This is a genomic window from Asticcacaulis solisilvae (assembly GCF_052327315.1).
In the GTDB taxonomy this organism is placed as follows: Bacteria; Pseudomonadota; Alphaproteobacteria; order Caulobacterales; family Caulobacteraceae; genus Asticcacaulis; species Asticcacaulis solisilvae_B.
Genome location: NZ_CP166197.1, coordinates 39,527 through 62,101 on the forward strand (window position 1 = coordinate 39,527; position 22,575 = coordinate 62,101).

The following is a 22,575-nucleotide window of genomic DNA, read 5'->3' on the forward strand; positions in this document are numbered from 1 at the left end:
TGTCAGATCTCCGGTCCGCACAGCTGGTCAAGGCACTCCGCCAGCGACACGCGCCACGGATCGAGACTTAAGCCATACACGTTTTTCAGTTTTTTGCCGCTAAGGCGCGAATTTGCCGGCCGGCTTGCCGGGGTGGGGTAGGCCGAGGTCGGAATGTCGTTGACGGCCACCGGCTTGCGGCCGCGCTTTCCCGCGCCTTCGAAAATGCCGCGCGCGAAGCCGGCCCAGGTGGTCTCGCCTTCGCCCGTCAGGTGGAAGACGCCGCGTAAGCCCGGATCGGCATCCGCGGCGACCTTCCGCGCGACGGCCAGCAGGGCGCGGGCGATTTCGGGCGCATAGGTCGGGCAGCCGTGCTGGTCGGCGACGACGTTGATTTCGTCGCGCGTTTCGCCGAGGCGCAGCATGGTCTTGACGAAGTTGTTGCCGTACGGCGAATAGACCCAGGCCGTGCGCAGGACGACGTGGTTCGGGGTCGCCGCGCGGATCTGGTCTTCGCCCGACAGCTTGGTCTTGCCATAGACGCTGACCGGCGCCGGCGTGTCGTCTTCGTCATAGACGCCGTCCTTGTCGCCGGCGAAGACGTAGTCGGTCGACAGGTGCAGGATGGGGATGTTCAGTTCGGCCGCCAGCTGCGCCAGCCGGCCCGGCCCGTCGCCGTTGATGCGCTGGGCAAGGTCCGCTTCGCTTTCCGCCTTGTCGACCGCCGTATAGGCCGCCGACGAGACAATCACGTCGGGCCGTGCGCCGCGGACAAGGCTGTCCAGCGTTTCCGGGCGCGACAGGTCGGCCTCGGGCAGGCCGATGCGGATCAGTTCGATATCCGGCTGCGTGTCGGCCAGGGCCTGTAAAGACGTGTCGACCTGGCCTTCCTTACCCGTGACGAGAATCCGCATGGGTCAGGCCTTCACCGGCGTGGCCAGGACACCCAGGCGTTCGCCGGTGTAGACTTCGCCGCGCAGGGGGCGCCACCAGGCTTCGTTGTCGAGATACCAGCGCACCGTCTTGGCGATGCCGCTGTCGAAGTTTTCGCGCGCCTTCCAGCCGAGCTCGGTTTCCAGCTTGGTGGCGTCGATAGCGTAGCGGTGGTCGTGGCCGGGACGGTCGGTGACAAAGGTGATCAGCCGGTCGTGCGGGGCGTTCTGCGGGCGCAGTTCGTCCATGATCGAGCAGATGCGCCGGACGACGTCGATATTGGTCCGTTCGTTGCGGCCGCCGACATTGTAGGTCTCGCCAAGCCGGCCCTGCGAGCAGATCAGGTGCAGGGCACGGGCGTGGTCTTCGACGTACAGCCAGTCGCGGATGTTGGAGCCGTCGCCGTAGACCGGCAGCGGCTTGCCTTCCAGCGCGTTCAGGATGTTGAGCGGGATCAGCTTTTCCGGGAAGTGGTACGGGCCGTAATTGTTCGAGCAGTTCGATACGACGACGGGCATGCCGTAGGTGCGGTGCCAGGCCTTGGCAAGATGATCCGAAGCCGCCTTCGACGCCGAATAGGGCGACGACGGGTCGTAGGGCGTCGTTTCCTCGAAAAGGCCGTCGGGGCCGAGGCTGCCGTAGACTTCGTCGGTCGAGACGTGGAGGAAGCGGAAGTTCGCCTTCGCCTCGGCGTCGAGGCTCATCCAGTAGTGGCGCGCCGCTTCCAGCATGGTGAAGGTGCCGATGACATTGGTCTGGACGAATTCTCCGGCGCCGGTGATCGAGCGGTCGACATGGCTTTCCGCCGCCAGGTGCATGATATGATCGGGGCGGAAGCCTTCGATCGCCGCGGTGACGGCGGCGCGGTCGCAGATGTCGGCCTGGACGAAGCTGTAGCTGTTGCTGCCCTCGATGGGCGCCAGGCTTTCCAGATTGCCGGCATAGGTCAGCTTGTCGAGGTTCAGGACCTCGCAACCTTCCTCCGCGACCAGATAACGGACCAGCGCCGATCCGATGAACCCCGCGCCCCCGGTGACCAATATACGCATTTTATGTTTCCAGTGCCCCCGCGCCGTATTCAGAAGAAATGCCAAAGCCTCAACAGATGTCAGGCTCTCATAAAGCGATCAGCGCAAAGACTCAAGCTTGGGCTGGACCTTGTCCTTATCGGACAGAATGACCTTCGACAGGTCGATGGGCCAGGCGACGCCGATCGCCGGATCGTCGAAGGCGACCCCGGCGTCGTGTTCGCGCGAATAGGGATTGGTGACCTTGTAGAAGACCTCGGTCTGGGGCTCAAGCGTGCAGAAGCCGTGGGCGAAGCCTTCCGGCACCCAGAGCTGTTCGCCGGCGGCGGCCGTCAGGGTGACGCCCACCCACTGGCCGAAGGTTTCCGAACCCGGACGAATATCGACGGCGACATCGAAGATCGAGCCCTTCAGGCAGCGGACAAGCTTGCCCTGCGCCACGGGCGCCTTTTGATAGTGCAGGCCGCGGATGGTGCCGGTTTCGGCCGACAGGGACTGGTTGTCCTGTACGAAGGTGACGTCTTCGATGGTTTCGCGGAACCAGTCGGCCTTGAAGGCCTCCATGAAATAGCCCCGGGAATCGCCGATCATCTTCGGTCTGATAAGGGCGGGGCCGGCAATGGAAAAGCGTTCGAATTGCATCTGGTATCCTGATCCGTGCCGGTCGTCCGGCCGCTGCTGGAGGCTGTTCTCTGCCAAATTCCTGGGCCGGGGACAACGGCAAATCCTGCCGTTGCGGGAGATTTGTGTCACGCGGCTTACACGATGAGGTTTTCCAGCGGCGCAACCCGGGCGGAATCCGGGAAGACGGCCTCGGACAGGGCGGCAGCCGGCATATCGTAAAGCCCCGCGATCACGCCCTTGGCGACCGCGCGCAGGTCGGTGGTCGGCGCCAGGTCGCGGTTCTGGTAAAGCTGCGCCGGCTTCAGGCCGGGCCAGTCCGTTACGATCCGGCCACCCTTGACGGCGCCGCCGACCAGGAAGGCCGTTGTCGCCGTGCCGTGGTCGGTGCCGCCCGTGCCGTTGACCGCGGCGGTCCGGCCGAATTCGGTAACGACCAGGACCGCGGTGTCCTGCCAGGCCGGTCCAAGCCCCTGTTCAAGCGCTGCGAGGACGCCGTCGAGACCGGTGAGCAGCGCCGGCAGCCGGCCGGCTTCGCCCGCATGGGTGTCCCAGCCGTCGAGCGACAGGGCCGCGATGCGCGGGCCGTCGTCCCTGGCCATCAGCCGCGCCGCCCCCAGCGCCATGGCAGCGTCCGGATCGGCACCGTCCTTGTGGACATCGGCGGCGCCCGCCGTCTCCTGGGCCGTCCGGAAAAGCCCGGCCAGCATGGGGTCGGTACGGTCGTAGAGCTGCATGACGCGGCTGGCCAGATCCGATGGCGGCACGTCCAGGCTGACGGGCGTCCAGCCCACGACCTTCGCCGGGCCGCGCATGATAAGCGGCGCGACAGGTCCGGCGGCCAGTCCGGCGATGTGAACCGTCTCGGCCGGCGGCAGGGCGGACAGCAGGCGGTTCAGCCAGCCCGTATCGGTGCGTCCGACCGAGGGCAGTCCGGATTCCAGGACGTCCTGGCCGTCGAAATGCGAACGGTCGCGATAGGGCGACGCGCAGGCGTGGACGATCGCCGCCCTTCCGGCCTGGTAGTTACGCGCCAGGCTTTTCAGCGCCGGGTGCAGGCCGAACCGGCCGTCGAGCGGCAGGCACTGGTCCTGGCCGCGCGCCAGGCCCTTGCGCAACGATGCATAATCCGGATCGAAGAGCGGTGGCACGGCCTCCAGCCCGTCTAGGGCGCCGCGCAGGAAGACGACGACAAGGCGCGGATCGCGGCTGCCCGCCGCCCGGCCGGTAGCCGGAATGGCGCCGCCGAACGCGACCGTAAGGCCGAGGGCTCCGCCGAGCCGGAGAAAGTCACGGCGATCGATATGCGTGCCCGTCATGTCAGCGCCTCATGAATTCCGGCGACATGAAGATGAGCGCCAGCGCCTGCTGGCGGCTTTCGGCCGTCGCCAGGCTGGTTCGGGTGCCGTCGCTGAGCAGGGGACCAAGGGCGCGGTCCGCCAGCGGCCCCGGCTCGGGGATGTCGGCGACCTGGTACGAGATGTAGTTGGCCACGTTCAGCCGCGTATTCATCCCGGCGGGCGACCCCCAGCCGGCGACGGTATCGGGAAAGCCGTTGGGCGCCTCGGCTCCCCAGTTCGGCTGGCCCATGATGCGGGCGAAATCGAGCACCTGTTGCGGCGCGATGCGATGTCCGGACAGCCGCATCATGGCCGAAAGGTATTCCTGCGGCGTGCGCAGCTTGTCGCGGTCGGCCGTCCAGCACTCCGGGGCCTGCACCAGCGTCCGCGAGACTTCGGCGAGGTCGCCGCCCGTGTCGAGAAACGTCTTTTCGAGGCGGGCCACCAGGGCGGGGGGCGGTGTATCGGAAACGAAGTGGCGCGCCAGCTTGGTCGCGATATGGCGCGCCGTCGCCGGATGGACCGCCAGGTCCCTGAGGACCGCCTTGCCCTGGTCAACGCCCGCGTCCGGATAGGTCTTGCCGAGGATGGTCTGCGGGCCGGGTTCGTGGTGAACGTCGTGGAAGATGAAGGTGCCGACCTCGCCCTTCGCGGGTTCCGAATTCATCGACCATCCCGTCAGCACCCTGGACAGCGACGTCACATCGTCCTGGGTGTAGCCGGAGCCGACGCCCAGCGTATGCAGTTCGAGTATCTCGCGCGCCAGGTTTTCGTTCAGCCCGCGGCCTGTCGCCTTGCCGGCCACGGATTGCGGCCCCAGCGACTGGGTGTTGTCGAGATAGAGCAGCATGCAGGGGTGGGTCTCGACCGCCAGCAGCATGTCGGCGAAAGGCCGGCAGACGTTCGGCCATATGGCCTCGCGTTCATAGGCGCCGACCATGATGTAGGTCTCGCTGACCTTGAAATAGGATACCGAAAAGTGGTTGGCCCAGAACAGGACCAGGCGCTCACGGAAGCCGATCGGCGCATCCATCATGACCGTATTGAAGCGGGCGTCGATCTCGTTGAAAAACGCAGCATGAAGTGGATCGTCCGGCCCGGACGCAGACCTCTGGTCCGGCGTCATCCGGTCATGGGCGGTCAGGGTCTGAATGAGCCGGGAGCTGGAGGGCAGGCGGGCCAGGGCGTCCGGAAGACGGTCGCCTTGCCCGATCTCGGCCAGCAGGGCGTCGCGCGGCGCATTGCCGAGGACGCCGCAGCCTTCGGGCCGCGCGCCAAGGCCGAAACGCGACAGGGCCAAAGCAGACTCGGTGGCAGAACGATCCATGACGCATCGCGACCTAGAGTTGGGCTGCCCAGCCGAACCCCAAGTCTACGCCGCCATGTGGGCCAAAATGCGACGCTTGTCGCTTCAGCTAGATCTCGTACTCCGGCGCGGCCGTCAGGTAACCGTGGTCGAACATGTAGCGCACGATCTCCTCGGCCACGGCGTCGGCGGTCGCGTCGCTGGTGTCGACGACGATCTCGGCGTGTTCCGGCGCTTCGTACGGGCTGTCGATGCCCGTGAAGTTCTTGATCTCGCCGGCGCGGGCCTTGGCGTAGAGGCCCTTGACGTCGCGCTGTTCGGCGACGGCCAGAGGCGTCGCCACGTGGATTTCGATGAACTCGCCCGTCTCGAGCAGGTCGCGCGCCAGCTGGCGCTCGGCGCGGAACGGCGAGATGAAGGAGACCAGCGTGATCAGGCCGGCGTCGGTCATCAGCTTCGCCACCTCGGCGACGCGGCGGATGTTTTCGACGCGGTCCCCGGCCGTGAAGCCCAGATCCTTGTTGAGGCCATGACGGACATTGTCGCCGTCGAGCAGATAGGTGTGGTGGCCGAGGCTCAGCAGGCGCTTTTCGACCAGGTTGGCGATGGTCGACTTGCCGGCGCCCGACAGGCCGGTGAACCACAGGACGGCCGGACGCTGGTGCTTGGCGCTGGCGCGCGTCGCCTTGGAGACGTCGAGCGCCTGCCAGTGGATGTTCGAGGCGCGGCGCAAGCTATGGTCGATCATGCCGGCGCCGAGCGTCAGGTTCGACACGCGGTCGATGACGATGAAGGCGCCGGTTTCGTGATTGGCGGCGTATGGGTCGAAGGCGACCGGTTCCTGGGTGACCAGGTTGACGACCGCCACCTCGTTGAGCGCCAGCGTCTTGGCGGCCAGCTCGGCGAAGCTGTTGACGTCGATCTTGTGCTTGATCTCGGTGGCCGTCGCCGACACGGTCTTGTTGCCGACCTTGATCAGGTACGGACGGCCGGGCAGCAGCGGCTCCTCGCTCATCCAGATCAGGTGCGCCTGGAACTGGTCCGAGACCTCCGGGCGCGAGTCGGGCGGGCTGAGGATATCCCCGCGCGAGATGTCGATCTCGTCTTCCAGGGTCAGGGTCACGGCCTGGCCGGCCTGGGCCTGGGCAAGGTCGCCGTCATAGGTGGTGACGGTCCTGATGCGCGAGGTCTTGCCGGACTTGGCGACCGCCACGGCGTCGCCGGGCTTGACCAGGCCCGAGGCGATGGTGCCCGAGAAGCCGCGGAAGTTCAGGTCGGGACGGTTGACCCACTGCACGGGGAAGCGGAAGGGTTGCGCGGTCAGGTCGCGGCTGACATCGACCGTTTCGAGGTGCTCGACCAGGGTCGGGCCCTTGTACCAAGGCATCTTGTCGCTGTGGCCCAGCACATTGTCGCCATAGCGCGCCGAAAGCGGGATGGCTTGCAAGGTCTCGAACCCGAAGCCCGCCGAGAATTCGCGGTATTCGGCGACGATCTGTTCGAAGACCGCTTCCGAATAGTCCATCAGGTCGATCTTGTTGACCGCCAGGACGACGTGGCGGATGCCAAGCAGCGACACGATGAAGCTGTGGCGGCGCGTCTGTGTCAGGATACCCTTGCGCGCATCGATCAGGATGACGGCGAGGTCGGAGTTCGAGGCGCCGGTCGCCATGTTGCGCGTGTACTGTTCATGGCCGGGCGTGTCGGCGACGATGAACTTGCGCTTGTCGGTGGTGAAGAAGCGGTAGGCGACGTCGATCGTGATGCCTTGCTCGCGCTCGGCCTGGAGGCCGTCGACCAGCAGGGCCAGGTCGATGTCCTCGCCCGTCGTGCCGAACTTCTTCGAGTCGCGCTCGATACCGGCCAGCTGGTCTTCGAAGATCAGCTTGGTGTCGTAGAGCAGGCGGCCGATCAGGGTCGACTTGCCGTCGTCGACGCTGCCGCAGGTCAAAAAGCGCAGCAGGCTCTTCTTTTCGTGGCCGGCCAGGTAGTCGATCAGGGCCTGGGTGTCGAGTTTCTGATTTACGATCGCGTTCATACCGAGCGCTTTCCAAAAAAGGGGGCCGCTGCTTTCGTACAGAGCGCGGCCTGTAAAAAATGTTCAGGCGAAGACGTCGGAAGGCTTAGAAATAGCCTTCGCGCTTCTTCTTTTCCATCGAGCCCTGTTCGTCGTGGTCGATCAGGCGGCCGGACCGTTCCGAGGTCCGCGCCGTCAGCATTTCCGCGACGATGTCCTCCAGCGTGTCGGCTTCGCTCTCGACGGCGGCCGTCAGCGGATAGCAGCCGAGCGTCCGGAAACGCACCGAGCGCATTTCCGGCGTCTCACCCGGCTGAAGGGGCAGGCGGTCGTCATCGACCATGATCCATTGTCCGCCGCGCTGCACGACCGGGCGCTTGGCCGCGAAGTACAACGGAACGATGTCGATGTTCTCCATCAGGATATATTGCCAGATGTCGAGCTCGGTCCAGTTCGACAGCGGAAAGACGCGGATCGATTCACCCGGCTTCACGCGGGCATTGTACAGGTTCCACAGTTCCGGGCGCTGGTTCTTGGGGTCCCAGCCGTGGTTCTGCGTACGGAATGAAAACACGCGTTCCTTGGCGCGCGACTTTTCCTCGTCGCGCCGTGCGCCGCCGAAGGCCGCGTCGAAGCCGTGCGCCGTCAGGGCCTGCTTCAGGGCGTCGGTCTTCATGATGTTGGTATAGACGCTGGAGCCGTGGTCGAACGGATTGATATTGTCGCGCACGCCGTCCGCATTGGTGTGCTTGATCAGGTTCAGGCCCAGCGACTTGACCGTATTGTCGCGGAATTCGATCATCTCGCGGAACTTCCACGTCGTGTCGATGTGCATCAGCGGGAAGGGCGGCTTCGACGGGTAGAAGGCCTTCATCGCCAGGTGCAGCATGACCGACGAATCCTTGCCGATCGAGTACAGCATCACCGGGTTTTTGAACTCGGCGGCGACTTCGCGCATGATGAAGATCGACTCAGCCTCGAGCCGTTTCAAATGGGTCAGTTGTTCCCCAGACACAGAGATATCGGACACGTAGGTATATAGCCTTTGAGGCGCAGCCCAGCCCCCGGGGCGCGCGGATAAGATGTGCAGCCTATGTAGCTATGGCCCCCGGTGGCCGCAAACTACAAAGTCTAAACTCTGGCGTAAGAAGCGATGCATGGCGGTTGCGGCGGCGGTCTTCACGCCGTATGGCCTTCACCATGCGCATTCTCGTTACCGGCCGCAGCGGCCAGATGGGCCGGGCCATCGCCCACGTCAACCATGGCCACGATCTGGTCGTGGCGGGGCGGCCCGAGCTGGAGTTCGAACGGCCGGACTTGATCCGGGCCGTGGTGGACGCGGCGCGGCCCGATGTCGTGATCAACTGCGCGGGCATGACCCAGGTCGATGCCTGTGAAGGCGAGGCGGAGCGCGCCTTTGCGGTAAACGCCTATGCGCCGGGGCGCCTGGCCGAAGCGGCGGCGAAGGTTGGCGCGGCTATCATCCACCTGTCGACCGACTACGTTTTCGACGGCGCGGCGGGGCGGCCCTATCGCGAGGACGATCCGGCGCGGCCGGTCAGTGTGTACGGGCGCTCGAAACTGGCCGGTGAAGACGCGGTGATCGCCGCCAATCCGCGCCATGCCGTCGTGCGTGTGTCGTGGGTCTATTCCCGGTTCGCCGACAATTTCCTCAGCGCCATGCTGCGCTATGCCCGGACGCGGCCCGAGATCAGCGTCGTCGACGACCAGGTCAGCTGTCCGACCCCGGGCGTCGGCCTGGCCGCCGGGCTGCTGCGGCTGGCCGAAGGCATGGGGGAGGCAGAGGTGTATGGCCGCTTCCACCTGGCGGGCGCCGAGGCGGTCGACCGCGCGACTCTGGTCGAAGCGGTGATGGCATGGGCGGCCGAACACGGCCAGCCGTTCGTGCCGGTCCGCCGCGTCGCCAGTTCCGCCTTTCCGACGCCGGCGCCACGGCCGCTTTATACGGCGCTCGACAGTACGAAGATCCGTGAGGCCTACGGCATCGAACTGCCGGGCTGGCGGTCGTGGTTCGGCGATGTGCTGGCGGCTGTTACGCGCGGATAGCCGGGTCGCCGAAGGCCACGAAATGCGGGTTGGCGAACGGAGCGTCGTCCTGGACGCGCTTGCCGTAGAGCAGGGGCTGGCCGTCGAGCGTTTCGACGCGGCCGCCGGCGGCGCGCAAGATCGCATCGCCGGCCGCCGTGTCCCATTCCATGGTGCGGCCCATGCGCGGATAGATGTCGGCGGCGCCTTCCGCCAGGCGGCAGAATTTCAGCGACGAACCGGCGGCGACGAATTCCGCCACACTGAAGGCCTTGAGATAGTCCTGCGTAGCCTCGCCGCCGTGGCTGCGCGATCCGATGGCGCTCAATCCCGCCTCGGGTGTCGCGCGCACGCGGATGGGCATGACGTTGACGATCTCGCCGTCCTTGACATCGGCGGCGAAGGCTTGCGTGCCACCGCCCCAGAACAGGCGGTCGAGCGCCGGGGCGAAGACCGCGCCATAGACCGGCACGCCGTCCTCGATCAGGGCGATATTGACGGTGAACTCGCCGTTCTTCGAGATGAATTCCTTGGTGCCGTCGAGCGGATCGACCAGGAAAAAACGATTCCCGATTTCGGGAAGTCTTCCGGCGGCGGCCTCTTCCTCAGCGACAACGGGGATGCCGGGGACGATCGATTTCAGGTTTTCCAGAATAATGCGTTCGGCGCGTTCGTCGGCCTCGGTGACCGGCGAGGCGTCGCCCTTGGTGGTGACGGCGATGTCGCCGGCATAGACGCGCATGATCTCGGCGCCCGCCTTCAGCATGATCGGATTGAGGTCCATGGAAACTCCTTTTGCCGCTGTCCTAGGCCGTCGCGGCAGCGGGCTCAACCCCTAAAGAGGCGGCAGGTCAGCATTCCACGACATTGACCGCCAGCCCGCCCAGGCTCGTCTCCTTGTACTTGACCCGCATGTCCTCGCCGGTCTGGCGCATGGTCTCGATGACCGCGTCGAGGCTGACAATGTGATGGCCGTCGCCGTTGAGCGCCAGATAGGTGGCGTTGATCGCCTTTATGGCCCCCATGGTGTTGCGCTCGATGCACGGTACCTGGACAAGCCCGCCGATGGGATCACAGGTCAGGCCGAGATTGTGCTCCATGCCGATCTCGGCGGCGTTCTCGATCTGGGCTGTCGTTCCCCCCAAGGCCGCGCACAGCCCCGCCGCTGCCATCGAGCAGGCGACGCCGACCTCGCCCTGGCAGCCCATTTCAGCCGCCGAGATCGAGGCGTTGGTCTTGTAGAGAAAGCCGATCGCGGTGGCTGTCATCAGAAGCGTCCGCGTGCCGTCGATGGTGGCGCCGGGCACGAAGGTCTCGTAATACTTGATGACGGCGGGCAGGACGCCGGCCGCGCCATTGGTCGGCGCGGTGACGACGCGGCCGCCGGCGGCGTTCTCCTCGTTGACGCTCAGAGCATAGAGGCTGACCCACTCGAAGATCTGCGACGGGTCGATGCGGGGACCGCGCTTTTGCAGCTTCACCGCCATGTCGTGGGCGCGGCGGCGGACGTTTAGCCCGCCGGGCAGGATGCCGTCCTTTTCCATGCCGCGGTCGATGCTGGAGAGCATGGCCAGGCGCACGGCGTCGAGGAAGGCGCGCGTCTCGGGCGCCGGGCGGAAGGCGTCCTCGTTGCGCCACATGACGTCGGCGATCGACAGGTGGTGGCGGTCGCATATGGCCAGCAACCCGGCCGACGAGGCGTAAGCCAGGGGCAGGGCGACATTGTCGCTTTTTGCCGTGACGCCGTCGCCGGTTATAGCGCCGCCGCCGATCGAGAAATAGGTCGCGGTGTCCATGCGGCCATCGCCGAAAAAGGCTTCGAAACGCAGGCCGTTGGAATGTTCGGGCAGGAACTCGCCCATCATGAACAGCAGGTCGGCGGCAGGCGAAAAGGCGATGTCGCGCTGGCCTGAGAGCTTCAGCCGGTGTGTGGCTTCGATGGTCGAGACGATACCGTCGATGGCTTCGGGATCGACCGTATCGGGCAACCAGCCAGACAGTCCGACCATGACGGCGCGGTCGGTGGCGTGGCCTTTGCCGGTCAGGGCCAGCGAGCCGTAGAGCCGGCAGACGATCCGTTCGGGCGCGCCGTCCGCCGTGACGCGTTCGGCAAAGTGCCGCGCCGCCCGCATGGGGCCGACCGTGTGCGAACTCGACGGGCCGATACCGATGGTGAACAGGTCGGTGACGCTCAAGGCGGGCATGTAAAACTCCTGCGCCGAGGGTGTCACTTCCTCGGCGCAGGGTCAAGATGGTTGCAATTGTTACATGGTGCTATTTGTGGACGGCACTCCAGATCATATCGGGCAAGGTGACATCGACCGATACGGGCAGGTCGTCCGACGCCTGGCCGAACAGGACATGATACGTCCCGGCCTTCACGCGCCAGCTGTTGTCGGAAACCTCGTAGGTCGCCAGCAGGCGCGGATCGACTTTTTGACTGAACGCCGCCGATGTGGCGCCCGGCGCGACCGCGTCCTTGTGGAAGGCGACGAGGCGCTTGGGCGCTTCCCAGCCGGCGGCCTTGTAATCGGCCGGGGCGACATAGACCTGGACCAGATCCTTGCCGGCCGTCTTGCCGGTGTTTTTGGTCGCCGCGCCAACGGTGACCGCGCCATTTTCGACGCTCGCCTTCGCGTCCGAAACCGCGAAGGTCGTGTAGCTCAGGCCATGGCCGAAGGCGAAGAGCGGCTTGAAACCCTTCACATCGTACCACTTGTAGCCGATGGCCGCGCCCTCGTCGTAGGTGATGTGGACGGCCATGCTGTTTTCGGGCTTGCCGAAGCCGGGGATGTCCGGGTGCGCCAATTGCGCGTTCGACGCCGGGAAGCTGATCGGCAGGTGGCCGGACGGATTGACCTTGCCGGTGAGGATTCGGGCGATGGCGCTGCCGCCACGGATACCGGGATAGAAGGCTTCGAGCACCGCCGGGACCTTGTCCTTCCACGGCATCAGGATGGCGCCGCCCGATTCGACGACGACGATCGTCTTCGGATTGGCGGCGACGACCGCCGAAACGAGCGCGTCCTGGTTGCCGTTGAGTTCCAGCGGCCCGTCGAAGCTTTCGCCCATCCATTGCGTCACGAACACCACGGCCACGTCCGATGATTTCGCCAGCGCCACCGCCGCCGCGATATCGTCGCCACTTTCATAACCGATCTTCGCCCTGGGCAGTTCGGCCTTCAGCGCCTCGACCGGCGAGGACGGCATATAGACGACGGGACCCGGCCAGGCCGTCGGCTGCAATCCCGGCACGGCATTGCCGCCGACCGGATCGACGCTCGACGAACCGCCGCCCGCCAGCACGCCCTTGTCGGCGTGCCCGCCGATCATGGCGACGGATTTGACCCCTGACAAAGGCAGCAGATTGCCATCGTTCTTCAACAGCACCAGCGACTCTTCGGCGGCCTTCTGCGACACATCGGCATCGGCTTTGAAGTCGATCGGGCCGACCTTGGCCGGATCGTCGAACACGCCCGATGAGAACAGCGGCCACAGGATACGCCCTGCCATGTCGTCGAGACGTGACATCTGGATCTCGCCCCTGTCCATCGCCGCCTTGAAAATCTTGGGCGCGAACCAGGGCTGCTTATCGCCGCAGCACGGGAAGCCCGTGAACTGGTCGAGGCCGTAATTGGCGGCCTCGGCCGTCGAATGGACGGCGCCCCAGTCGGCCATGACATAGCCCTTGAAACCCCAGTCCTGCTTCAGCGTCTTTTGCAGCAGGTATTCGTTCTCGCACGCCCAGCGGCCGTTCACCAGATTGTACGAACACATGACCGAGCCCGGTTTGGCGCGATCGTACAGGAATTCGAAAGCTAGCAGATCCGATTGCCGCATGGCTTCGGGCGAGATGGTCACGTCGACCGTGGTGCGCTGGCTTTCCTGGTCGTTGATCGCGAAGTGCTTCATGGTCGAAACCATGTGCTGCGACTGGATGCCGTTGATCAACCCGCCGGCCATTTCCCCGGCCAGCCACGGATCTTCGCCGACATATTCGAAGTTGCGGCCGTTCCTCGGTTCGCGCGCCAGATTGGCGCCGCCGGCGAGAAACGTGTTGAAGCCGGACAGCCGCGCTTCCTGGGCGATCATCCGGCCGCCGGTTTGGGTGACGGCCGGGTCGAAGCTGGCGGCAGTGGCCAGGGACGAGGGCAGGGCGGTACGCTGCATGCCGCCCTTGACGCGAATGCCGATCGAGGCGTCGGTTTGCCACTGTCCCGGGATGTTCAGGCGCGGAATGGGCGGCAGGTAGCCGGCGGAGTGCGGAACGGCGTGCGCCGCGACATCCGCCTTGACGGCGGGCGCGACGATGTCGTCGGCGATCTTTTCAAGGCCGCTGCTGTCGCGCAGGCCGAAGACCAGGGTCAGCTTTTCGTCGAGCGTCATGGCGGCGACCGCCGCTTTTGCCCGCTCGTCGGCCGATTTCGACGTGTCGAGCCACGGCTGGCCTTGGGCCAGCGCCGGCGTCGATACGCATGCCAGCAGCACCGCGATTGTAATCGGTTTCAACATGGGTCGCCTCGCTCCGCTTTTTGGTTGAGACGAACCTAGTCGGAAAGCGGACAGATGGAAAGAGGCAGGTGGTCGGCGGCATCAAGTTACCTCTCCGGTGAGAGGTAACCCCATATTTGAAATGAAACAGATTCGGCCCTCCCCATAAATGGAGAGGGCCAAGTCGTTCCAGGCAGTTTCGCATGCTCCGCCCATCGGGCATTGGGTTATTTATGCACCGCCGACCACTTCATTTCGGGCAGTGTCACATCCACCGAGACCGGCAGGTCGTCCGACGCCTGGCCGAACAGGACATGATACGTCCCCGCCTTCACGCGCCAGCTGTTGTCGGCGACTTCATACGTGGCCAGCAGACGCGGATCGATCTTTTGCGAGAACGCGGCCGACGAACCACCAGGCGCGACCGCGTCCTTATGGAAGGCGACGAGGCGCTTGGGGGCTTCCCAGCCGGCGGCCTTGTAGTCGGCCGGGGCGATATAGACCTGGACGAGGCCCTTGCCGGCAGTCTTGCCGGTGTTTTTGATCGCCGCGCCGACGGTGACCGCGCCGTTGTCGACGCTCGCCTTCGCGTCCGAAACCGCGAAGGTCGTGTAGCTCAGGCCATGGCCGAAGGCGAAGAGCGGTGTGTAGCCCTTCACATCGTACCACTTGTAGCCGATGGCCGCGCCCTCGTCATAGGTGATATGGACCGGCACGCCGTCGCGGGCACCGAAGCCCGGAATGGTGTCGTGCGCCAGTTGCGCGTTCGACGCCGGGAAGCTGATCGGCAGGTGGCCCGACGGATTGACCTTGCCGGTGAGGATTCGGGCGATGGCGCTACCGCCGCGGATGCCGGGATAGAAGGCTTCAAGCACCGCCGGGACCTTGTCCTTCCACGGCATCAGGATGGCGCCGCCCGATTCGACGACGACGATAGTCTTCGGATTGGCTGCGGCGACCGCCGCGACCAGGGCGTCCTGATTGCCCTTGAGCTCCAGCGTGCCGTCCATGCCTTCGCCCATCCATTGCGTGACAAACACGACGGCGACATCGGACGATTTGGCAAGCGCCACGGCGGCGGCAATGTCGTCGCCGTTGTCGAAGCCGATCTTGGCCTTGGGCAGTTCGGCCTTCAGCGCCTCTACCGGCGAGGACGGCATATAGACGACAGGCCCCGGCCATGTTTTGGGCTCAAGGCCCGCGACCGGATTGCCGCCGACGGGCGTCACGCCCGACGAGCCGCCGCCCGCCATGACGCCCTTGTCGGCATGGGCGCCGATCATGGCGACCGACTTGACGCCGCTGAGCGGCAGCAGATTGCCGTCGTTCTTCAGCAGGACCAGCGATTCCTCGGCGGCCTTCTGCGACACGTCGGCATCGGCCTTGAAGTCAATCGGGCCGACCTTCACCGGATCGTCGAACACGCCCGACGAGAACAGCGGCCACAGGATGCGCTCTGCCATGTCGTTGAGGCGCGCCATCGGGATCTCGCCCTTGTCGAGCGCGGCCTTGAAGACGTTCGGCGCAAAGTACGGCTGCTTGTCGCCGCAGCACGGGAAGCCGGTGAACTGGTCGAGGCCGTAATTGGCGGCATCGGCCGTCGAATGGACCGCGCCCCAGTCGGACATGACATAGCCCTTGAAACCCCAGTCCTGCTTCAGCGTCTTTTGCAGCAGGTATTCGTTCTCGCACGCCCAGCGGCCGTTCACCAGGTTGTAGGAGCACATGACCGAACCGGGCTTCGCATGCTCATAGACGAATTCGAAGGCCAGCAGGTCCGACTGGCGCATGGCCTCGGGCGCGATGGTCACGTCGACCGTGGTGCGCTGGCTTTCCTGGTCGTTGACGGCGAAGTGCTTCATGGTCGAAACCATGTGCTGCGACTGGATGCCGTTGATCAGGCCGCCGGCCATCTGTCCGGCCAGCCACGGATCTTCGCCGACATATTCGAAATTGCGGCCGTTCCTCGGTTCACGCGCCAGGTTGGCGCCGCCGGCGAGAAACGTATTGAAGCCCGACGCCCGCGCCTCCGTGGCGATCATCTTTCCGCCGGCCTCCGGCACGGCCGGATCGAAACTGGCCGCGGTGGCCAAGGACGAGGGCAGGGCGGTGCGGGGCATACCCTCGACGCGCACACCGATCGACGCGTCGGTCTGGGTCTGGACGGGGATGCTGAGGCGCGGAATGGCCGGGACGAAGCCGGCCGAACCCTTGATGTGGCCCTGTTTGACCGCGGCCTTGATGGCCGGGGGGACGACGTCGTCAGGCTGCTTCGCCAGGGCATCGGGATCGGTGAAGCCGAAGACCAGGGTCATCTTTTCGTCGGTGGTCATGGCGGCGACCGCCGCCTTGGCGCGGTCGTCGGCCGATTTGGACGTGTCGAGCCAGGCCTGGCTCTGAGCCAAAGCGGACGTCGATACGCAGCACAACAGGGCCGCGAGTGTAATCGGTTTCAACATGGGTCGCCTCTCTCCGGTTTTTTAGTTTGGATGGACCCTAATAGGAAAATTGAAAGAAGAAAAGAGGGCGTGAGGCGGCGGTATCATACTGCCGCCCCGCCATCCTTTAGACCGACAGGCTGTTGAACTCGTCGATGGCGCACATGATGTGATAGAGCGTGCTGGCGGGCGCCGGTTCGATCTCGAAGCTGCCGTCGGCCTTCATGCGGTCGCGGTAAAGGCCTTCGATCTCGGTCGAGAGGTAAAGCTTCAGGCCCTTTGCGCCGTCGACGGCGCGGGCGATGGCCTGGGCCTTGTCCTCGGGCGTCTTCGCCGCGTCGGCCAGCTTGACATAGGCCTTCATGCGCTCGGTCTGCGGCCACAGGCGCGCCTTGGCGTCCTTCGACGAAAAATCGTCCCACAGCTCGTTGACCGTGACGCCACGCTCATGATCCGTGCCGTAATCCTCGGCGATCTGGATCAGGCGCTTTGCGGCGCGGATGAACGTCTCGTCGCCCGTGCGCTTGCCCCAGCGCAGGAAGAGCCAGGCCCATTCGAACTGGTGGCCGGGCTCGACGATGCGCCCGGCATCGCCCGGCATGGGGTTCCAGTCGCCGTCGAAGAATTCGCGTAAACTGCCCGTCTGCGGATGCAGGAACTTGTCGACGCACAGTCCGGCGATTTCTGCCGCGATCTTTTCCCAGGTATCGTCGCCGCCGGCGTCGATCCAGGCCAGGCAGGCCTCGAACATGTGCATGTGCGGGTTGGCCTTGAGCGGCAGGGTGCGGGGATTGCTCTCCTCGAAGCCGCGCACCGGGTGCGAAAAGGTCTTGACGATGGCGTCGCGGATGAAGACGGCGGCCGCTTCCAGCGCCTTGTCCTGCGGACGTACGCGGTAGGCCGAGGCGTAGGCCAGCATGGCGAAGGCGTGGTCGTAGAAGTCGAAGTCCGCGCGCACGACCTCGCCCGTCGGCTTGAGCACGGCATAGAGCAGGCCGGTATCCGGGTTCCTGGCCGGGCCCGACAGCCAGTCGAGGCCCTGGCGGATGGCGGGATCGGTTTCGCCTTTGTAACCCATCGATTCGGCGAGCGCATACGAGAAGACCTGGCGCGCCGCGACGCGCGTGCGGCGGTCGATATCGTACGGCGTGCCGTCAAGATTGAGCTTCTCGAAGAATCCCCCCTTTTCGCGGTCGCCGCCCGTGTTCCACCAGATCGGCAAGGCCTTGTCGAAAAGCCAGGCTGTCAGGGTGGACTGCATTTCCGTCAGGGAGGGGTTCAGGCCGGGGGCATCGGGCATGGCTTGGGCTCGCAAAAATAGGAAAAACTGAAATTGGCGCTTCCGGTTAGCATCGCAGCGCAATAGGCTGCAAGCCGCAAAAGGACGCTCACATGCGTCCTTTACACGTCGCGTCCAGGGTCCAATCGCAAATTTACGGCGCGAAAGGGTCATGTCGGGCCTCAATCGCCCGAGAGGCAAAGGGGAACAGTAGATTCATGCCCAAAACCATATTGCCGGTTATCATGTCCGGAGGATCCGGAACGCGTCTGTGGCCGTTGTCGACCCCCGAGGCGCCGAAGCAATTTCACGCCCTGGCAACGCCCAACAGCATGATTCAGGAAACCGCCATGCGGGTCTCGGGTGACGGCTTCCTGGCGCCGGTGGCCATCTGCGGCAATGCCCACTGCCATCTGGTGACGACGCAACTCGGCGAGATCGACCGTCCTCCGGCCCTGGTCGTGCTCGAGCCGTTCGGGCGCAATACGGCCGCCGTCGCCGCCGTCGCGGCCCTGGCGGGGCAGAAGATCGATCCGGAGGCCCTGGTCCTGCTGCTGCCGGCCGACCATGTCATCACCAAGCCGGGCGCCTTCCATACCGCCATCCATCAGGCCGCGGAGATCGCGAACGAACGGATCGTCACCTTCGGCATTCGGCCCACCCACCCCGAAACCGGTTACGGCTATATCGAACACGGCGGTCAGCTGGCCGACGGCGTCTACGAGATCGAACGCTTCCTGGAAAAGCCCGACCTGCAAAAGGCCACCGAATATGTCGAGGGCGGGCGCCACGAATGGAACGCCGGCATCTTCCTGTTCTCGCCGCGCGTCATGCTCGATGAACTGGCTGTCCATGCGCCCGAAGTGTTGGCGGCGACCCGCCAGGCCTTCGAAAAGGGCGGCCGCGACGGCGTCACCCTCCTTCTCGACAAGGACGCCTTCGCCACCGTACCGTCGATCTCGGTCGACTACGCCGTCATGGAAAAGACCAAGCGTTCGGCCGTGGTGCCGTGCGATATCGGCTGGGCCGATGTCGGCGGGTTTGCCGAGCTGTGGCGCCTGGGCGACAAGGACGCCGCCGGCAACCATGCCAAGGGAACCTCGATCCTGATCGATGCCGAAAACAACCTGGTGCATAACCATGACGGCCCGGCGATCGCCATTATCGGGCTCAGCAATATCATGGTCATCTCGACGCCGTCGGGCGTGCTGGTCTGTCCGCTCGACCGCGCCCAGGACGTCAAGAAGGCCGCCGAAGCCGCCAAATTGCTGGCGCAATAGGACAGACCACCAAGGTTGCAAATGCTGCGGTGCGGAATGTTTTTGACAGCGTTTTCCGCAACTTGGCGTAGGGTATCCATTGCCAGTCTCGCGGAAGTGCGTTAGGGTAGTCCTACCGCCGTTAGGTGGTGACTTGCGCACGCCGCGCGATACATGCCCGCCGGGGGGCGGTGTCTAGGCGTGTGGTGATCGTTCTGTCCGCGGCCTTTGGGGGGCACGGCGGAACGTGCGCAAGTTCCGGCGGTTTCCCCTTTTTCCCGTTATTTTCGTCGATTTGCGCCGGGCGTAATTTGCGGCTTGACTCGCCTGTGGATAAGGAACAAAATGTGAACATGACGAAGCGGGGCGTCGCTGGATATGGAGACCGCACATGTTCAAAGGCTGGACCATCCCACCCCAGGTCAAGGACCTGCCACGCGACGGCTATATCGATATCAGCTGCCGGTCGTGCAAGCGCCTGTGGCGGCAATCGGTGCGCGACCTCGTCGAAAAGGAGCGGGTGGGCGCGCAGTTCGTCGATCTGCTGGAATGGCAGACCCGCTGCATTCATCCGGGCTGCGGCGGCATGGTGTGCTTCGCCGTCGAGGACGACGAACTGCTCCAGGCGGCTTGAGGCGGGGCCGCTGACAGCGTTTACCTAAATTGTCGCGAGGGGGCTTGAAATCCCTTCCAATCTGCGATGCTATGGCGCCGCGACGGCGGTATTTGCCGGCATCGCAGGTTTGTGAAACGGATTTCAAGGCGGACTATGACCCGCCGGCCGCGCAGACCTGATGAATAACTATAAAATTCAAAGGGAGCGACCTTATGACGAACTTCAATCGCCGGGATCTCGGCAAGATGCTGGGCGCCGCGGGCTCGGCCCTGACGCTGGGCGGGCTGGCGGGCAAGGCCTCTGCCGCGACGCCCATCGATCTCAGCTTCCCCAAGGATTTCAAATGGGGCTGCGCCACCGCGGCTTACCAGGTCGAAGGCGCCGTCAAGGAAGACGGCCGCGGCCAGACCAACTGGGATGTCTTCTGTCATACGCCGGGCAAGGTCGCCAACGGCGACACGGGCGACGTGGCCTGCGACAGCTATCACCGCTATGCCGAAGACACGCAGCTGCTGAAAAACCTCGGCGTCTCGACCTACCGCATGTCGATCGCCTGGTCGCGCATCTTTCCGGACGGCACGGGCAAGCCGAACCAGAAGGGCATCGACTACTATAACAAGGTCATCGACGGTCTGCTGGCTCAGGGCATCGAGCCCTATGTCACCCTGTTCCACTGGGACCTGCCTCAGGCCCTGCCGGGCGGATGGCAGAACCGCGACACGGCCAAGGCCTATGCCGACTATGCCGGCTTCATGGCAGGCAAGCTGTCGGACCGCATCCACAAGTTCATGACGGTCAACGAACTGCGCTGCTTCACCGATCTCGGCCACCAGGTCGGCATTCACGCGCCCGGCCTCAAGCTGTCGCCGGCCGAGGTGAACCAGGTCCGCCACCATGGCGTGCTGGCCCACGGCCTCGGCGTTCAGGCCATCCGCGCCCAGGCCAAGGCCGGAACGCAGGTCGGCATCGCCGACAACACCGTCTTCTACGTGCCGGTCATGGAAACGCCTGAGCATATCGCCGCGGCGAAGAAGGCGACGCGCGAAAACAACGCCATGTTCCTGACGGCCATCATGGAAGGCCGTTATATCGACGAATACCTGACGGAGCAGGGCGCCAACGCCCCCAAGGTCCAGGCCGGCGACATGGCCGCCATCGGCAGCGCGCTGGACTTCGTCTCGCTCAATATCTACGCGCCGGAATGGGCACGGGCCGAAGACAATGCCAAGGGTTATGTCACCATCCCGCATATCGGTTCGTCGCCGCGCATGGCGTCGCCGTGGCTGATCGTCGGTCCGGAAGTCGCCTACTGGGGTGTACGTCACGTCAGCGAAATGTGGGGCCCCAAGACCCTCTACATTTCGGAAAACGGCGCCTCGGCCGACGATCCGGTCGTCAACGGCCATATCGACGACGTCGACCGCGTCATGTACCTGCGCAACTATATCGGCCAGTTCCACCGCGCCATCGCCGAAGGTTACCCGCTCAAGGGCTACTTCCTGTGGTCGCTGATGGACAATTTCGAGTGGGCCGACGGCTACACCAAGCGCTTCGGCATCCATTATGTCGACTTCGCCACCCAGAAGCGCACGCCCAAGCTGAGCGCGGCCTGGTACCGCGAAGTCATCCGCCAGAACCGGATCGTTTAACGCGTGTAAGGCGGCCGGGGGTTAAATCCCGGCCGTTTTCGGCACGACGCCTTCATTGCGGAGGAAGGCGACCAACGCCTTTTCCATCTTGTCGTAGCGGCCGTCCTCGCGGATATGGCCGATCGTCCAGCGGATTTCGGACGCCGTCAGCCTGCGATCGGCCTTGGCGGCCTGTTCGTCGGCGATTTCGTCCGGAATGTTGAGGACCGTCCCCGGCAGCGTGGACTTTTCCAGGCCGACCATGCGGCGGAAGAAGCGCCCGATATGGATGTCCGTATCGGCGGCATAGGCGTCGATGCGCATCTGGTCTTCGCGCGACAGGGTCTGGTAATTGCGGTGTGCCATCAGATGGTTGGCGACGGCATGCACGAACAGGTCCGGCCAGCCCTCGGCATTGGGCGCGCCCAGGGTCGCGTCCTTGATACGGAACAGCATGTCGGCTTCCTCGGTCGAGACGATCCAGCCGTCCGCGCCGCCCTGGGCATAGATGACGCGCTTGAGCAGTTCGACCTCGGTGGTGTTGATCGAGCCAGCATCCAGCGTCCCGTTGCCATCGACGCGCTCGCGGCGCGTCGGACCGGAACCGGTCAGCACGGCAGCCTCGATCTGTTTCAATGTATAGGCGCGCAGGTTCAGCGGTACCGAGGCGGCGGTCTCGACCACCTTGACCAGCAACTCCAGCTCGCCGCGGCTGTCGACCCGGCCGTCCCTGTCGATCCACTGCATCAGCCATTCTGCCTTGGCGGCGTCGACATAGCCTTCCGGCTGCTGCTGGCGGACGAGATAGTCGGTCATGACCTCGACGAAGTAGTCGATCCATTCGGGCGCCTGGACGGGGCAGGCGGTGTTGAGCGCCATCAGGGCGTCGGCTTCCTCGCGGCTGACCGAGGCGTCGGCCCAGACGAGGCGGCGTAATCCCAGCACGTCTTCGGCACTGATGCGGGCGCGGTTTGTCAGGGTAGACGTCAGATCGGCAAGCGCGGTGGCGGTCATGGAAGGGCTCCCCTTGAATTGGCGCCGACCTTACCGCAGTTGCGTTAATCCGCCGTCAAAGCGCGCCGCCGCACAAGGGCGTTTATCGCGAAAGCCGACGCGAACACGCCAAACCCTGCGGCAATGCCCAAGCTGAACGCGTCATCCGCATACATGATAAGGTCGTTGCCCCAGCTTTCGTCGGAAGCCAGTGCCCAATTCGCCAGCGGGTAAAGGGCATAATAATAAAAGGTCCCGACGATCACAGCGCCCAGCACGCCCACCGAAAGACCCTGCGCCCAGGTCGGCCATTTCGGAATCCGCAACAGGCGCTGTACGCCCGCGGTGACCAGCAAGGGCGCCAGGCCAATCAGGATGTCGAGGAGGATATTTGCCTTCAGCTCAGCATGCCAGCCGCGGGCAAACGGCCCGATCAGCAACCGCATCCGCCAGTGCCAGATCAGCGGCCCCAGCAGACAGAGACCGATAAGCGGCGTCAGCCACAGCTCCGGTGACCCTTGTTTTGATGTCCTGGTGTTCATGCGTCCCCCTCCGCAATCCTGGTACCAGCGCAAAATGGCAAAGCCATGTTCCGCCGGGG

At 64.8% G+C, this 22,575-nt stretch carries 18 protein-coding genes; 4 read left to right on the top strand and 14 right to left on the bottom strand.

Annotation, left to right across the window (positions count from 1 at the left end):
• Positions 1-2: 2 nt before the first annotated feature.
• The 7 genes from rfbD (AB8717_RS19575) to cysD form a co-directional block, all read right to left on the bottom strand.
• On the bottom strand, positions 3-893 hold the full coding sequence (rfbD, locus tag AB8717_RS19575; protein ID WP_443751202.1) for a dTDP-4-dehydrorhamnose reductase: 891 nt from the start codon (positions 891-893) through the stop codon (positions 3-5).
• Positions 894-896: 3 nt separating this feature from the next.
• Entirely contained in the window at positions 897-1,961 is a 1,065-nt protein-coding gene (rfbB, locus tag AB8717_RS19580) for a dTDP-glucose 4,6-dehydratase (RefSeq protein WP_443751203.1), read from the bottom strand.
• Between the two features lie 78 nt (positions 1,962-2,039).
• Positions 2,040-2,582 carry a dTDP-4-dehydrorhamnose 3,5-epimerase gene (gene rfbC, locus AB8717_RS19585; protein WP_443751204.1) on the bottom strand — a complete coding sequence of 181 codons (543 nt, stop codon included), beginning with the start codon at positions 2,580-2,582 and terminating at the stop codon, positions 2,040-2,042.
• A gap of 116 nt (positions 2,583-2,698) precedes the next feature.
• Positions 2,699-3,880 (bottom strand): DUF1501 domain-containing protein, encoded by a 1,182-nt coding sequence (locus AB8717_RS19590; protein WP_443751205.1) that lies wholly within the window; start codon positions 3,878-3,880, stop codon positions 2,699-2,701.
• A 1-nt stretch (position 3,881) separates the two neighbouring features.
• A complete protein-coding gene (locus AB8717_RS19595) occupies positions 3,882-5,228 on the bottom strand; it encodes a DUF1800 domain-containing protein (protein WP_443751206.1) in 1,347 nt (448 codons plus the stop codon).
• 88 nt (positions 5,229-5,316) lie between these two features.
• Positions 5,317-7,245: a sulfate adenylyltransferase subunit CysN gene (gene cysN, locus AB8717_RS19600; protein WP_443751207.1), complete on the bottom strand. Its 1,929-nt coding sequence runs from the start codon at positions 7,243-7,245 to the stop codon at positions 5,317-5,319.
• Positions 7,246-7,330: 85 nt separating this feature from the next.
• Positions 7,331-8,182 carry a sulfate adenylyltransferase subunit CysD gene (gene cysD, locus AB8717_RS19605; protein WP_443751415.1) on the bottom strand — a complete coding sequence of 284 codons (852 nt, stop codon included), beginning with the start codon at positions 8,180-8,182 and terminating at the stop codon, positions 7,331-7,333.
• Between the two features lie 242 nt (positions 8,183-8,424).
• On the opposite strand from cysD, the gene rfbD (AB8717_RS19610) reads away from it, so the two are divergent.
• Positions 8,425-9,291 (top strand): dTDP-4-dehydrorhamnose reductase, encoded by an 867-nt coding sequence (rfbD, locus tag AB8717_RS19610; RefSeq protein ID WP_443751208.1) that lies wholly within the window; start codon positions 8,425-8,427, stop codon positions 9,289-9,291.
• Here the strand turns inward: rfbD (AB8717_RS19610) and cysQ are convergent.
• The 5 genes from cysQ to AB8717_RS19635 all read right to left on the bottom strand — a co-directional run bounded on the left by cysQ (position 9,278) and on the right by AB8717_RS19635 (position 17,499).
• Positions 9,278-10,054, bottom strand: coding sequence for a 3'(2'),5'-bisphosphate nucleotidase CysQ (gene cysQ / locus AB8717_RS19615; RefSeq protein ID WP_443751209.1), 777 nt, complete (start codon positions 10,052-10,054; stop codon positions 9,278-9,280). The two genes, rfbD (AB8717_RS19610) and cysQ, sit on opposite strands and share 14 nt — an antisense overlap.
• A 67-nt stretch (positions 10,055-10,121) precedes the next feature.
• Positions 10,122-11,474, bottom strand: coding sequence for an L-serine ammonia-lyase (locus tag AB8717_RS19620; RefSeq protein ID WP_443751210.1), 1,353 nt, complete (start codon positions 11,472-11,474; stop codon positions 10,122-10,124).
• Between the two features lie 70 nt (positions 11,475-11,544).
• Entirely contained in the window at positions 11,545-13,782 is a 2,238-nt protein-coding gene (locus AB8717_RS19625; protein WP_443751211.1) for a glycoside hydrolase family 3 C-terminal domain-containing protein, read from the bottom strand.
• Positions 13,783-13,988: 206 nt separating this feature from the next.
• Positions 13,989-16,220, bottom strand: coding sequence for a glycoside hydrolase family 3 C-terminal domain-containing protein (locus tag AB8717_RS19630; RefSeq protein ID WP_443751212.1), 2,232 nt, complete (start codon positions 16,218-16,220; stop codon positions 13,989-13,991).
• Between the two features lie 106 nt (positions 16,221-16,326).
• A complete protein-coding gene (locus tag AB8717_RS19635; protein WP_443751213.1) occupies positions 16,327-17,499 on the bottom strand; it encodes an AGE family epimerase/isomerase in 1,173 nt (390 codons plus the stop codon).
• Positions 17,500-17,723: 224 nt separating this feature from the next.
• Here AB8717_RS19635 and AB8717_RS19640 point away from each other — a divergent pair, with 224 nt between their 5' ends.
• The 3 genes from AB8717_RS19640 (at position 17,724) to AB8717_RS19650 (ending at position 21,002) form a co-directional block, all read left to right on the top strand.
• Positions 17,724-18,758: a mannose-1-phosphate guanylyltransferase/mannose-6-phosphate isomerase gene (locus tag AB8717_RS19640; protein WP_443751214.1), complete on the top strand. Its 1,035-nt coding sequence runs from the start codon at positions 17,724-17,726 to the stop codon at positions 18,756-18,758.
• 370 nt (positions 18,759-19,128) lie between these two features.
• Entirely contained in the window at positions 19,129-19,371 is a 243-nt protein-coding gene (locus AB8717_RS19645; protein ID WP_443751215.1) for a hypothetical protein, read from the top strand.
• Between the two features lie 194 nt (positions 19,372-19,565).
• Positions 19,566-21,002, top strand: coding sequence for a GH1 family beta-glucosidase (locus tag AB8717_RS19650; protein ID WP_443751216.1), 1,437 nt, complete (start codon positions 19,566-19,568; stop codon positions 21,000-21,002).
• 21 nt (positions 21,003-21,023) lie between these two features.
• On the opposite strand, the gene AB8717_RS19655 is transcribed toward AB8717_RS19650, so the two are convergent.
• Together AB8717_RS19655 and AB8717_RS19660 are read right to left on the bottom strand one after the other, a co-directional pair.
• The gene (locus tag AB8717_RS19655) at positions 21,024-21,995 is read right to left on the bottom strand and encodes a hypothetical protein (RefSeq protein WP_443751217.1); all 972 of its coding nucleotides are present in this window, start codon (positions 21,993-21,995) and stop codon (positions 21,024-21,026) included.
• A 44-nt stretch (positions 21,996-22,039) separates the two neighbouring features.
• Positions 22,040-22,516, bottom strand: coding sequence for a hypothetical protein (locus tag AB8717_RS19660; protein WP_443751218.1), 477 nt, complete (start codon positions 22,514-22,516; stop codon positions 22,040-22,042).
• Positions 22,517-22,575 lie beyond the last annotated feature (59 nt).